This is a genomic window from Hyphomicrobium album, from assembly GCF_009708035.1.
GTDB classification, from domain to species: Bacteria; Pseudomonadota; Alphaproteobacteria; order Rhizobiales; family Hyphomicrobiaceae; genus Hyphomicrobium_A; species Hyphomicrobium_A album.
Genome location: NZ_WMBQ01000001.1, coordinates 2,029,856 through 2,042,374 on the forward strand (window position 1 = coordinate 2,029,856; position 12,519 = coordinate 2,042,374).

A 12,519-nucleotide genomic window follows, 5' to 3' on the forward strand; every position below is an offset into this window, starting at 1 on the left:
ACGCGTGCGGTTTCAATGGGTAGGCAGCCTATCCTGAGAATCCTTGTCTGCCCATACGCGCGGCCCCTCGATACTTAACCGGGCGTCTGAGATCGTTCGCGTTGCATCCGCCTCAGACGGACTTCGACATCCGCTGGCCAATGATGATCAGCCGCGCGGCCCGCTCGGCGGCATCCTGCAGGTACTGGCGCGATTTCTTGATCGCTACGTCGAGCGGCATCGCATTGGGCGTCGCCGTCTCCAGGCCGTCGATGCCGTGTTGGAACACGCCGCCGGCATCGTCCGCCAGGCCGCCGCCGATGGCGACGACGGGTACGCCATGTTTCTTCGCTGCGGCAGCGACACCCGATGGGGTCTTGCCGAAGGCGGTCTGGAAGTCGACGCGACCCTCACCCGTGATGGCGAGGTCGGCGCCCCGCATGTGCTCCTCAAGCCGCGTCGCCGCGACGACCAGCTCGACGCCGCGCTTCAGGGTGGCATTGGTGAACGCCATGAGACCGGCACCGATGCCGCCGCCGGCGCCGGCGCCGGGGCGGTCAATGACGTCCTGGCCGATCGAGCGCTTAATGACGTGGGCGAAGTGCGCGAGGTTCTTGTCGAGCTGCTCGACCATCTCCGGCGTGGCGCCCTTCTGGGGACCGTACACGCGCGAGGCGCCCTTCTCGCCGCACAGCGGATTGGTGACGTCGCAGGCGACGGAGATGTGGATCTTGGCCAGTCCCGGGTTCGCCATCGACATGTCGACGGCCTGCACCTTGTCGAGGTGGCCGCCGGCGATGAGGTCGGGGATCGGTGCGCCGCCGAAGTTCAGGAAACGCACGCCCAGAGCCTGGGCAAGACCGGCTCCCGCGTCGTTGGTCGCCGAACCGCCGATGCCGAGGATGATCTCGTGCACGCCGCGCTTGATCGCGTCGGCGATCAGCTCGCCGGTGCCGAACGTGGTGGCGATAAGCGGGTTGCGCTGCTCCTTGGGAACCAGCGGCAGGCCCGAAGCTTCGGCCATCTCGATGACCGCTGTCTTGCCGTCGCCGAGGAGGCCGTAGGAGGCCATGACCCTGGCGCCCATTGGGCCGGAGACCTCGACCTTGACGATCTGGCCGCCGGTTGCGTCGACGAGCGACTGCACTGTGCCTTCACCGCCGTCGGCCATCGGCACTTTCACATATGTCGCGTTGGGCCAGACCCGCTTCAGTCCGGTTTCCAGTTCGCCCGCCACTTCCAGAGAGGTCAGGTTTTCTTTGAAGGAGTCGGGGGCGATGACGATCTTCATATGGCCTTCTTCTCACGGACGCTCGCGCGCCAACGGCTAATCGGCGTTAGGATACGGGGAAAGGCTGCACTGTGTCGCGCGCCTGCTTAAAGTTGCTTTCTTGGACGGGGGTGGCCCGAAAGCCATCGCGGCTCTTGGTTAAGGATAGCCGAGAAATCGTTCGCCGCGAGGCGATCGACAAGGACCCGCGCTAACCCGCGCCGAGCGCCTGGATGACGTCCGACTCGACAATGTGGATGCCGGGAGCGGCACGCTCGGCACACACCAGCATCGCCTTGGCGACGGTTTTCGTGTGCACTGCCCGATACTTGCGTACCGGGCCGAGCATCAAGGGACCGATCACCGCCAGCGCCCGATTGCCGATCCTCTCGGCCAGGCGGAACTCGTCGCGCCCGCCGGCGAGCAGTGAGGGGCGGAGGATATAGGCCGAGCCGAGCCCGGCGCCGGCCACGCCGGCCTCCATCTGTCCCTTGGTCTTGAGATAGACGCTGCGGGCCGAGGCACTAGCATCGACCGAGCTGATGCCGACGAAGGTGGTGGCGCCGTTGGCGGCCGCCCAGCGCGCCAACGCGATAGGGATGTCGCGGTCCACGCGCTGGAAGGCCTCGGTCGAGCCGGCCTTCTTCTGGGTTGTGCCGATGCAGCAGAACACGGCTTCGATGTCCTCGCCGGCCGCGGGGGCCGGCAGGCGGGCGAAATCGACGATCCGCTCATCGACCCTCGGCGTCCGGGAGTAGGGTGTCGGCCGGTGATGCAGCACCACCAGTTTGTCGAAACGGGGCGAAGCCTCCAGCAACGGCATGAGTTGGCGCCCGATCGCACCGGTCGATCCGACGATCACCGCCGTCCTTTTCGACATTCATAAGCTCCCAATTCCCGGGCGGAGACTAGTTGCGCCTTCACGCCTCGTCCACGGGGCCACGAGGCATGGCAATATGTTGGTCCAACCGCCAACAAAGGAGACCCCATTGCCCAAATTTACCGTCAGGCGCGGTCGGCGCTATCAGGCCACGCTTTCTCTCGGATTGCTGGAAAGCTTCGCGAGCAACGACATGATTGCTGAGCGGCTCCGCACTGCCGGGTTCAGCGAGGTCGACGTCGAGGGGACAGGTGCCAGCCGGAGCGCCCAGGCCGTTTGGGCGAATGACGACGCAACAGCGGAAATGCCGTCACAGGTGTTGTCCGTAACCGAAATTGAACTCGCCTGAAGCCGGAATTCGGAGCCGATTTCGGTCGGGAAAAATGCCCCCGCGGCCAAACATGGGGCGTTTCGCCGGCATTGCTGCCGGAAAAGCGCCACTAATGCCGAGCGAGAGGCAAATTGCCGAACTACACCATGAGCATTCCACTCGCTCCGCGCGCTGACTTTCAACATACGCAAGACTTGTCTTGCGGTTGCATCGTGGCAAGATGCAACCATGAAGTTCAGAGTGTCTTATGAACTCGACCTATGGCCACTATAAGCGCGATCGATTTCTAGGGATGGGTAGTCGACGAGGAGTTCCGAGGAACCTGATTTCGGGCGGATGGCCATTCGGTTTCACGAGACGACTGTCTGGCGGGAGGGACAGTTGACATGCAGTTGGACGAACATCGCGCCAGGATGATCCTGGAGTCGTCGCATGCCGCTTGGAGCCGCGGGGATGTCGAGGGCGTGCTCAGTCACTACGCCGACGATCTCTCCTACTACTGCAATACGGGTGGCCCGGACGGCGGCCCGCTCGCGATCGAGGGCAAGCAGGCCCTGCGCCAAATGCTACGGGCGGTCGTCGACGTCGCCGAAAGTGTTTCGGTGCCTGAGTACTTCCGCTACAGCGACGGCGTCGGCCGCTCGATGATCGAATGTTACATTCGCCACAAGACGACGCACCACACGCTCGTCGGCTCCTATCGTCAGCTGGTCACCTACCGCGGCAACAGGATCGCGCGCATCGAGGAATTCCACGACGCGGCGAAGATGATGGCCTTCTGGAAGATGATCTCCGGCGAGGCGGCGATCGAGAAGGCGTTGCTGGCCGAGTGAGCAAGAGGCTGGGGCGGCATGGATGCCGCCCCCTATTCGCTCAGCTCACCAGCGGCGCCAGCGCCACCACCAGTTGCGGTGCCAACGCCAGCGGCGCCAGCCTGCCTGGTCGACGATCGTCGCGGCGTGCACCGAGTTACCGGGCACGCTCAGCCCTGCCGCCGGCATGGCCTGCGCCGGCGTGCCGAGCACCACGGCGCACAACGCCAGGGCGCCAGCAACGGCGCAGAGGGGAAGATAACGATGCATAGGGTATCTCCAGATCAAGTGTCTGGATAAGGATACCCATAGGCCACGAAAAACGCCTTAGGCGGAGCCGTCCAAGTTTCTTCAAACCCCGCGCATCGGCGTTGATGCAGCCTTACTTGCAGGCCTGGCGGCGCGCCGTGCACGTCGTGGTCAGCGTGTCGTCCGTGCACTTCAACTGCACCGGCCCGGAGGGGCGCTCGCCGTGGTCGGCGATGGAGTTCTTCAGCGCGGCGTTGGCCATGAAGACCGCCAGGTCCTTGGTGACCATCGTCGCCACGCCTCCGGCGCGCCGGCAACCGGCGTCGGCGGTGGACCAGGTCGCAACTCCGGCGAGCGCAACGGCGAGCGACAATCCGACAAAGCTCGTACGCATCATGGAAGTCTCTCCTGTCCTCGATGTCGTGGAGGTTCTGTCGTAGCCCAGGGCCCCGACTGCCGTAGTCACGCGCAGGGCACAGCGTGGTGAAAAGCACGCCAATGTACGGCGACGTGCGCCGCGCCGGCTACTTAACCACGTTAATCGACGCCGCCGCGATCCGCCGTGCCGCGTCACAGAGCGTCACCCGCAGGCCGCTGCCGCGCAGCTGCTAGTCAAATCGCAGCCGTCATACAATGTGGCGACGGACAAAACATGCCCGCAAAGCGAAGGTGGGCAGCAATTGCTTGTCGAGACAGCAGGGGTTCCATCTCCGGGCGGTGCAGACACCGCGCGCAAAAACAAAGACCGCCGGATTTCTCCGGCGGTCTGTTTGCTTTCCGAACTTGACGCTTAGCTGGCCTCGCGGTCGCGGCGCGGTCGGCGATCACGCCCACCGCCGCCACCGCCGCCTTCACGATCGCGACGCGGCGGCCGCGATGCGCTGAACTCCTGGTCCGGCTCCTCGCCCTCGGCGCGGGGGATTTCCTCACCGGTGGTCTGGTCGATGATCTTCATCGACAGACGCGTCTTGCCGCGCTCGTCGAAGCCCAGGAGCTTCACGTAGACCTCCTGGCCCTCCTTGACGACCTCGCCGACGGTGGCAGGCCGGCCCGGAGCGAGCTGCGAGATGTGAACGAGGCCGTCCTTGGCGCCGAAGAAGTTCACGAAGGCGCCGAAGTCCATGATCTTGACGACCTTGCCCTTGTAGATCGTGCCGACTTCCGGCTCGGAGGTGATCTCACGGATGCGCTTCAGTGCAGCGTCGATCGACTCGCGCTTCGAGGCGGCGACCTTCACCGTCCCGTCGTCCTCGATGTCGATCTTGGCCCCGGACTCAGCCACGATCTCGCGGATGACCGAGCCGCCCGAACCGATGACCTCACGGATCTTGTCGGTCGGGATCTTGATCGTCTCGATGCGCGGCGCGTGCTCACCGAGCTCGGTGCGAGACGTAGTCAGTGCCTTCGCCATCTCGCCGAGAATGTGCAAGCGGCCTTCACGCGCCTGGTCGAGCGCGATCCGCATGATCTCCTCGGTGATGCCGGTGATCTTGATGTCCATCTGCAGCGAGGTGACGCCCTTCTCGGTGCCGGCCACCTTGAAGTCCATGTCGCCGAGGTGATCCTCGTCGCCGAGGATGTCGGACAGCACGGCGAACTCCTCGCCTTCCTTGATGAGGCCCATGGCGATGCCTGCCACCGGCGCCTTGATCGGTACGCCGGCATCCATCAGCGCCAGCGAGCTGCCGCAGACGGTGGCCATCGACGAGGAGCCGTTCGACTCGGTGATCTCCGAGACGAGGCGGATGGTGTAGGGGAACTCTTCCTGCTCCGGCATCACGGGGCGCACGGCGCGCCAGGCGAGCTTGCCGTGGCCGATCTCGCGGCGGCCGGGCGAGCCCATGCGGCCCGTCTCGCCGACCGAGTAGGGCGGGAAGTTGTAGTGGAGCATGAAGCGCTCCTTGCGGGTACCCTCGAGCGCGTCGATGAACTGCTCGTCCTCGCCCGTGCCGAGCGTGGCGACGACGAGTGCCTGGGTCTCGCCGCGAGTGAAGAGCGCCGAGCCGTGCGTGCGCGGCAGGACGTGCACGTCGGAGACGATGGGACGGACCGTCTTCAGGTCGCGGCCGTCGATGCGGCGGCCGGTCTTCAAGATGTCGCCGCGAACGATGTCGCTCTTCAGCGCCTTGATGGTGTCGCCGAGCAGCACCTTCTCGGTCGGATCGTCGGGGATCTCGATGCCGGCCTTGAGCTTGGTCTCGGCTTCTTTCACCAGGTCGTAGCGCTTCTGCTTCTCCTTGGTGGCGAAGGCCTTGCGCAGATCGGCGTCGGCGATCTCTTTCACCTGCGCGGCGTACTTCTTAGCGTCGGGAAGCTTGATATCCCACGGCTCCTTGGCAGCTTTCTCGGCGAGCTTGATGATCGCCTGAATGACCGGCTGGAAGTGCTTGTGGCCGAACATGACGGCCTCGAGCATCTGCTTCTCGTCAAGCTCCTTGGCCTCGGATTCGACCATCATCACGGCGTCGGTGGTGCCGGCGATGACGAGGTCGAGAGAGCTTTCCGGCATCTCGTCGAGCATGGGGTTCAAGACGAACTCGCCGGCGATGAGGCCGACACGAGCGGCGGCGATCGGGCCAAGGAACGGCACGCCCGACAGCGTCAGCGCCGCCGAGGAAGCGACCAACGCCAGGATATCAGGGTCGTTCTCCATGTCGTGCGACAGCACGGTGACGACGACCTGCGTCTCGTTCTTGAAGCCCTCGACGAACAGCGGGCGAATGGGGCGGTCGATGAGGCGGGAGGTGAGCGTCTCCTTCTCGGAGGGACGGCCTTCGCGCTTGAAGAAGCCGCCGGGGATCTTGCCCGCAGCGAAGGTCTTCTCCTGGTAGTTCACGGTGAGGGGGAAGAAGTCGACGCCGGGCTTCGGGGCCTTAGCGGCGACAACGGTGGCGAGGAGGCTGGTCTCGCCGTATTGGGCGTAGACGGCCGCGTCGGCCTGGCGCGCCATGCGGCCGGTTTCCAGCATGAGCTTGCGCCCACCCCAGTCGATTTCAACTCGATGGATGTCGAACATGTTGGCTCTTTCTTTCTCTTGCTCGTAGCGATGCACATCGGCCGGATTGCCGGATGCGCGAGCTCTCGGTCACAGCCGAGGCGGCGAGGCTGAAAGCCTCGTAAGATGCGGGCGGAGGGCCTTGGTCACTGACGCTTCCGGCCTTCCGCGCGCCTGTCGTCAGCGGCGGATGCCGAGCTTCTCGATGATGCCCTGGTAGCGCTGCTCGTTCTTGCGCTTCACGTAGTCGAGCAACTGGCGGCGCTGGCTCACCATCTTGAGGAGGCCGCGGCGCGAGTGGTTGTCTTTCTTGTGGGTCTTGAAGTGCTCGGTGAGGTGATTGATGCGCTCCGTGAGGATGGCAATCTGGACCTCTGGCGAGCCGGTATCATTGGCCTTCGTAGCATTGTCTTTGATGAGCGCGGTCTTGCGCTCAGCGGAAATCGACATCGGGCATCCTTTCTGATGAGTGTGGGATAGGGCGTTGCCCTAGGGGGGCGGCCACGGCCGGGATGTCGTCCAGCAGGGTCGCCATATGGTGGGCGTCTTATACACGAGCCGCCCGCCGTCGCGAGCATAAATCGGCTCGCAAATGGCCCGGTAAAGTGTTAACGGCCGCCCATCAAGCCGCTCGCCCGTCCATTCAGCCGAAATTGAAGACGCGCGTGGGCCGGAAGGCGCCCTTTTCGAGCTCTCCGAGGGCCAGGATGCGGCCTTTGAAGTGCGCGTAGGCAGCACCGTTGAGCACCGGCGCGTCACGGCCGCGCACCAGGACTGCCTGCCCGCGGGCAAGGCTTACGGCATCACCCGGACCGACGCTCAACCCAGGAAGATCGTCCAGCGCCGCCTCGACCGGCTGCAGGAGACTGCCGAGGTCGCCGGCCTCGGCCGCATCGTGCAGGGCGGCGAGTTGCACGGACATTTGCTCGTCGAATGGACCTACGCGCGTCCGCCTGAGCGCGATGACGTGAGCGGCGCTGCCCAATGCCCGGCCGATGTCGCGCGCCAGGGCCCGCACGTAGGTGCCCTTGCCGCACTCGGCCTCCAGCACCGCCGTCGCCGCGTCCGGCATATCGACGAGGCGCAGGTCCTCGACGACGATCCAACGCGGCTCGAGCACCACGGCCTCGCCAGCGCGAGCAAGATCGTAGGCGCGCTCGCCATCAACCTTGATGGCCGAGAATGCCGGCGGCACCTGGCTGATCTCGCCGGTGAAGTCGGGAAGGACGCTCTCGATCTCCTCTAGCGTCGGCAGCACGCCTGAGGTGCGCACGACTTTACCCTCGGCGTCGTCGGTATCGGTCTCGACGCCGAAGCGCATAGTGAAGCGGTAGGCCTTCTCGCCGTCGACGGCGAACGGCACCGTTTTCGTCGCCTCGCCGAGGGCGATTGGCAGGATGCCCGTCGCCAGCGGGTCGAGGGTGCCGGCGTGGCCGGCCTTCTGCGCCTCGAACAGCCGGCGCACCGCGCCGACCGCTTGCGTCGACGTCATACCCATCGGTTTGTCGAGCACCACCCAGCCATGCACCGGGTTGCCCTTCTTGCGGCGTGTCACGCTTGGGCCCCAACTGTTCCAGTCAGCACCGGGCCGACATGCTTCTCGCTCCGCGCCCGCGCCGCTGCGCTCAGTCGTCCGAAGACGGCGCGCACGAACGCGTCGCGCTCATCGAGACTGGCGAAAGCGCCGTTGGGAACGAGGAAGAAGAGATTGCCGTGTGAGACGGCGACGCCGTCCTTCTCCATCAGCATCTGGCTGATGCCCTGCCACTTCAGATAATACTCGATGGCGTCGGTCGCAAAGCGAAGGCCGCCGTCGTCCTGGCGCATGCGCACAGTCGAGTCGTAGTTGGCGCGACCCTTCATCTGGCGCAGCGCATAGCGCCGCAATGCCCAGAGCGCGGAGACATAAACCACCACGATGATCACGAAGGCCGCGAACCAGGGCAGGCCAAACGACCTTTGCCAGTCCTGAACGGCCTCGTCGTAGACCATGATCAGGGCCAGCGCCGCACAGAACAGGCCGATCACCGCCCAATAACCGAACCATGACGTCGCGTGGGCCTTGCGTCCCGCAGACCTGCTGAGGCGCACGAGCCGCTCGAACGGCATCTGATACGTCAGCTCGCGATTCACGGCCTATCCCTTCTCCACGTCCTGGCGGACCTTGGCGCTCGCCAGCAGCGCATCGATGCGACTCGCTTCCTCGAAGGTCTCGTCGCGGCGGAAGCGGATGTCGGGCGCGAACTTCAGATTGACGGCTTGCGCCAGCTCGGCACGAATGTAGCGCTTGTTGCGCTCCAACGCCGCCAGCACCTCCTTGATGTCCGCGTCGCCGAGCGTGACGACAAAGGCGGTGGCGAGCTTGAGGTCGGGCGAAAGCCGCACCTCGGGTACGGTAATGACGTGCGAGGCGATGACGTCGTCATGGATCTCGCCGCGCGTCAGCATCTCCGCCAGCTTGTGGCGGATGAGCTCACCGATGCGGAGTTGCCGCTGCGATGGCGGTGCGGATTGCGATTTCTTGGATCGGGTCACTGGCTTGTTCTTCGGAATCCGCCGCGGGATCGGACCGCGGTCGGTTGCCTAAAATGTGGTGTCAGACCCTGCGGATCCGACACCCTGACTTATTGAACCTGGTCACTAGAGCGAGCGCGTCACCGTCTCGATGGTGAAGCACTCGATGTGATCCCCGGCGCGGATGTCCTGGTAGTTGGCAAACGCCATACCGCATTCCTGGCCGGCGGGCACTTCCTTCACCTCGTCCTTGAAGCGCTTCAGGGTCGAGAGCGTGCCCTCGTGGATCACGACGTCGTCGCGGATGAGGCGCACCTTGGCGCCACGCTCGACCTTGCCTTCCGTGACGCGGCAGCCGGCGACCTTGCCGGTCTTCGAGATGTTGAACACCTCGAGGATCTCCGCCTTGCCCAGGTAGATCTCGCGAATGGTCGGTGCGAGGAGGCCCGACATCGCCGCTTTCACGTCGTCGACCAGATCGTAGATGATGTTGTAATAGCGGATCTGGATGCCATCGCGCTCGGCGAGCGCTTTCGCCTGCGCGTTGGCGCGAACGTTGAAGCCGACGACGACGGCTTTCGACGCATTGGCCAGCGCCACGTCGGACTCGGTGATGCCGCCGACGCCCGAGTGGACGATCTGCGCGGCGACCTCGTCGGTGCCGAGCTTGCGGAGCGAGCCGGCGATGGCTTCGACCGAACCCTGCACGTCGCCTTTGACCAGCAGCGTGAAGTCCTTGCGGCCAGTCTCCTTCAGAGACTGCATCATCTGCTCGAGCGTACGCGGCGTTCCCGCGGAACCCATCGTGTCGCGGCGTTTGCGTACGCGGTAGTCGGTGATCTCGCGGGCGCGGCCCTCGTTCTCGACGACGGCGAACTGATCGCCGGCTTCGGGAGCGGAATCGAAGCCGAGGATCTCGACCGGAATGGATGGCCCGGCCTGCGGAACGTTGGCGCCCGTCTCGTCGATCAGGGCGCGCACGCGTCCCCACGCCATGCCGGCGACGACGATGTCGCCGACCTTCAGCGTGCCGCGCTGCACCAGCACCGTACCGACGGGACCGCGGCCACGCTCCAGCTTCGCCTCGACGACGATGCCTTCGGCCGACCGGTTCCGGTTGGCCTTGAGGTCGAGCATCTCGGCCTGCAGGTGGATGGCCTCGAGCAGCTTGTCGAGATTGGTGCGCTTCAGCGCCGATACCGGCACGTCCAGCGTTTCACCCGACATGCTCTCAACGACGATCTCGTGCTGCAGAAGTTCGGTGCGCACGCGGGTCGGATCGGCCTGCGGCTTGTCGATCTTGTTGATCGCTACGATGATCGGCACGCCGGCCGCCTTGGCGTGATTGATGGCCTCGACGGTCTGCGGCATGACGCCGTCGTCGGCGGCAACGACGAGCACGACGATGTCCGTCACCTTCGCACCGCGGGCCCGCATGGCGGTGAACGCCTCGTGGCCCGGCGTGTCGATGAACGTCACCTTATTGCCGGCGGGCGTCGTCACCTGGTAGGCGCCGATATGCTGCGTAATGCCGCCGGCCTCGCCCGAGACCACGTTGGTCTGGCGGATGGCGTCGAGCAGCGACGTCTTGCCGTGGTCGACGTGGCCCATGATCGTGACGATGGGAGCGCGGCTCTCCTGCACGCCTTCCTCGTCCTTCTCGCCGATGAAGCCGGTTTCGACGTCGGCCTCGGAAACGCGCTTGGGCGTATGGCCGAATTCCTGAACGATGAGCTCCGCCGTATCGACGTCGACCACATCGTTGATCTTGTGCATCGCGCCTTCTTTCATCAGGTACTTGATGACGTCGACGGCGCGTTCGGTCATGCGGTTGGCAAGCTCTTGGATGGTGATGACTTCCGGAATCACCACCTCGCGCACGATTTTCTCGCGCGACTGGGGAATGCCCATCGCCTTGAGCTTCTCGCGCTCGCGCTTGCGCTTCAAGGAAGCGAGCGAGCGTTCGCGCTGCTTCTCGTCGAAGGCGTTGTTGATCGTCAGCTTGACGCGCTCACGCTTCTCGTCGGGCTTGGGTGTCGGCGTGCGTGTGGCGCCGAGCTTGTTGCGCGGACCACCTTTGGGGCCGCCGCGACCCTCCTCTTCCTCGTTGACCATCGGCGCGCGCGCAACGCGCTTCGGAGGCTCGCCCTCCGGCTTGGCTCGTGAAGGGGTCGGAATGTCGATCTCGCGCGGCCGGCCGCCTTCGCGCGGCTGCAGCGCTGGATTGTAAGACGTGCGCGGGCGGGCACCGCCGTCGCCGCGCGGTCCGGCATCTCCGCTACGCTGCGGACGACCGGACTGATAGGGCGCGCGCGCTTCGGGCGCCCGTGCGGGCGGGGCGGCCGGCTCTTTCACTGGCGCCGACGTGGCAGCCTGCGGCGGAGGGGGAGGCGGAGCAGCGGCCGCGGCTTCCGCAGCGACAACTGCCGCGCGCTCGGCCCGTGCAATTTCCTCGATGCGCTCGACGTCGTTGCGTTCGCGCGCGGCGGCGAGAGCGCGTGCACGCGCATCGCGCTCCTCGGTGGAGAGACCGCGACCTGCCGGAGTGGACTCTTTGGCGGGGGCCGGCGCTTGCGGCTGCGCAGGCCGGCGCGCCACGGGCGCTTCGACGACAGGCGCTGCGGCCACAACCTCTGGCTCACCCGATCCGCCGAGCTTACGCGTTTTGCGCTTTTCGACGACAACCGACTTGGAACGGCCGTGGCTGAAATTCTGCCGGACATGGCCGCTCTCGACCGTCCGCTGCAGCGACAGCGGCTTGCGGCCGCCCCCGCGGAGGGTCTTGTCGGTGGTGTCCTTGGTTTCTGTCATGCTCTTCTCGTTGAACTCCGAAAACCTGCATTCCTGCACTCAGGATGCGCTCAAGCCCGACCGATAGCGCCTTAAGCGCTCGGCCTGGCTTAGAAACCGTATCGTGGCTCCGCCTTGTATGAGGCCAGCATGTACCACATTTGACCGGCCGATGGCCAAGCTCAATTCTTCGATGGTGAGCCAATCAACAATAGGCGCATCCCGACCCTTATCTCGTTGAATTGCCGCGAACTTAGCGTCGAGCTTGCGGCGCCCCTCGGGGCTTCCGTCAGTGCCGTGCAGAAGCGCCACAGCTCGCCCGCCGTCGAGAAGTTTCTCGACCTTCTCGGCTCCGGTTGAGAGGAGACCGGCCTTGTTGGCCAGCGACAATGCGTTGAGGAGACGCTCCACAAATAGTGCTTCGAGCGTCGCCGGCAAGTCCGGACTGACATTCACCTGCCGCTTGAGGCTCTTGGCGAAGGCGTTGCCCTTCACCGCCGCCTCGATCGCCGCCCGCTCGCTCGTCACCCAGACGCCGCGACCGGGAAGCTTGCGGTTGATGTCCGGAACGATCGTGCCGGACGGATCGGCGACGAAGCGGATCAGGTCGTCGGGCGGAAGCTCGCGGCGCGTGACGATGCAGCGGCGGAGCGGGCCCCGCACGTCACCGTCGTCCACGTCGTCAAGCGGCACTGCGCC

General features: G+C 65.3%; 13 protein-coding genes. 2 read left to right on the plus strand and 11 right to left on the minus strand.

Annotation, left to right across the window (positions count from 1 at the left end):
• Window positions 1-112: 112 nt before the first annotated feature.
• Together GIW81_RS09655 and GIW81_RS09660 are read right to left on the minus strand one after the other, a co-directional pair.
• Window positions 113-1,270: a glycerate kinase gene (locus tag GIW81_RS09655; protein ID WP_154739000.1), complete on the minus strand. Its 1,158-nt coding sequence runs from the start codon at window positions 1,268-1,270 to the stop codon at window positions 113-115.
• 190 nt (window positions 1,271-1,460) lie between these two features.
• On the minus strand, window positions 1,461-2,129 hold the full coding sequence (locus tag GIW81_RS09660; protein WP_154739001.1) for an NAD-dependent epimerase/dehydratase family protein: 669 nt from the start codon (window positions 2,127-2,129) through the stop codon (window positions 1,461-1,463).
• Between the two features lie 109 nt (window positions 2,130-2,238).
• Here GIW81_RS09660 and GIW81_RS09665 point away from each other — a divergent pair, with 109 nt between their 5' ends.
• Window positions 2,239-2,478, plus strand: a complete 240-nt coding sequence (locus GIW81_RS09665) for a hypothetical protein (RefSeq protein ID WP_154739002.1) — start codon at window positions 2,239-2,241, stop codon at window positions 2,476-2,478.
• Between the two features lie 368 nt (window positions 2,479-2,846).
• Complete coding sequence (locus GIW81_RS09670; RefSeq protein ID WP_154739003.1) at window positions 2,847-3,293, plus strand: nuclear transport factor 2 family protein; 447 nt, start codon at window positions 2,847-2,849, stop codon at window positions 3,291-3,293.
• A gap of 45 nt (window positions 3,294-3,338) precedes the next feature.
• On the opposite strand, the gene GIW81_RS09675 is transcribed toward GIW81_RS09670, so the two are convergent.
• The 9 genes from GIW81_RS09675 to GIW81_RS09715 form a co-directional block, all read right to left on the minus strand.
• On the minus strand, window positions 3,339-3,542 hold the full coding sequence (locus tag GIW81_RS09675) for a hypothetical protein (RefSeq protein WP_154739004.1): 204 nt from the start codon (window positions 3,540-3,542) through the stop codon (window positions 3,339-3,341).
• A 112-nt stretch (window positions 3,543-3,654) separates the two neighbouring features.
• On the minus strand, window positions 3,655-3,918 hold the full coding sequence (locus tag GIW81_RS09680; RefSeq protein WP_229309132.1) for a hypothetical protein: 264 nt from the start codon (window positions 3,916-3,918) through the stop codon (window positions 3,655-3,657).
• A gap of 393 nt (window positions 3,919-4,311) precedes the next feature.
• Window positions 4,312-6,537, minus strand: coding sequence for a polyribonucleotide nucleotidyltransferase (pnp, locus tag GIW81_RS09685; protein ID WP_154739005.1), 2,226 nt, complete (start codon window positions 6,535-6,537; stop codon window positions 4,312-4,314).
• A 159-nt stretch (window positions 6,538-6,696) separates the two neighbouring features.
• Window positions 6,697-6,966 (minus strand): 30S ribosomal protein S15, encoded by a 270-nt coding sequence (gene rpsO, locus GIW81_RS09690; protein WP_154739006.1) that lies wholly within the window; start codon window positions 6,964-6,966, stop codon window positions 6,697-6,699.
• A 193-nt stretch (window positions 6,967-7,159) separates the two neighbouring features.
• Window positions 7,160-8,071: a tRNA pseudouridine(55) synthase TruB gene (gene truB, locus GIW81_RS09695; RefSeq protein ID WP_324614951.1), complete on the minus strand. Its 912-nt coding sequence runs from the start codon at window positions 8,069-8,071 to the stop codon at window positions 7,160-7,162.
• Entirely contained in the window at window positions 8,068-8,649 is a 582-nt protein-coding gene (locus GIW81_RS09700; RefSeq protein WP_154739007.1) for a hypothetical protein, read from the minus strand. The genes truB and GIW81_RS09700 overlap by 4 nt, the downstream gene beginning before the upstream one ends.
• 3 nt (window positions 8,650-8,652) lie before the next feature.
• Window positions 8,653-9,051 carry a 30S ribosome-binding factor RbfA gene (gene rbfA / locus GIW81_RS09705; protein WP_324614952.1) on the minus strand — a complete coding sequence of 133 codons (399 nt, stop codon included), beginning with the start codon at window positions 9,049-9,051 and terminating at the stop codon, window positions 8,653-8,655.
• A gap of 105 nt (window positions 9,052-9,156) precedes the next feature.
• Window positions 9,157-11,841 (minus strand): translation initiation factor IF-2, encoded by a 2,685-nt coding sequence (gene infB / locus GIW81_RS09710; RefSeq protein ID WP_154739008.1) that lies wholly within the window; start codon window positions 11,839-11,841, stop codon window positions 9,157-9,159.
• 39 nt (window positions 11,842-11,880) lie between these two features.
• Window positions 11,881-12,513 carry an RNA-binding protein gene (locus GIW81_RS09715; protein ID WP_324614953.1) on the minus strand — a complete coding sequence of 211 codons (633 nt, stop codon included), beginning with the start codon at window positions 12,511-12,513 and terminating at the stop codon, window positions 11,881-11,883.
• Between the last annotated feature and the right edge of the window lie 6 nt (window positions 12,514-12,519).

Coding starts and splice junctions, on each gene's coding strand:
- GIW81_RS09660 (WP_154739001.1), bottom strand. CDS start 2,129: ATGTCGAAAAGGACGGCGGTGATCGTCGGATCGACCGGTGCGATCGGG.
- GIW81_RS09675 (WP_154739004.1), bottom strand. CDS start 3,542: ATGCATCGTTATCTTCCCCTCTGCGCCGTTGCTGGCGCCCTGGCGTTG.
- GIW81_RS09680 (WP_229309132.1), bottom strand. CDS start 3,918: ATGATGCGTACGAGCTTTGTCGGATTGTCGCTCGCCGTTGCGCTCGCC.
- pnp (WP_154739005.1), bottom strand. CDS start 6,537: ATGTTCGACATCCATCGAGTTGAAATCGACTGGGGTGGGCGCAAGCTC.
- rpsO (WP_154739006.1), bottom strand. CDS start 6,966: ATGTCGATTTCCGCTGAGCGCAAGACCGCGCTCATCAAAGACAATGCT.
- infB (WP_154739008.1), bottom strand. CDS start 11,841: ATGACAGAAACCAAGGACACCACCGACAAGACCCTCCGCGGGGGCGGC.
- GIW81_RS09655 (WP_154739000.1), bottom strand. CDS start 1,270: ATGAAGATCGTCATCGCCCCCGACTCCTTCAAAGAAAACCTGACCTCT.
- GIW81_RS09670 (WP_154739003.1), top strand. CDS start 2,847: ATGCAGTTGGACGAACATCGCGCCAGGATGATCCTGGAGTCGTCGCAT.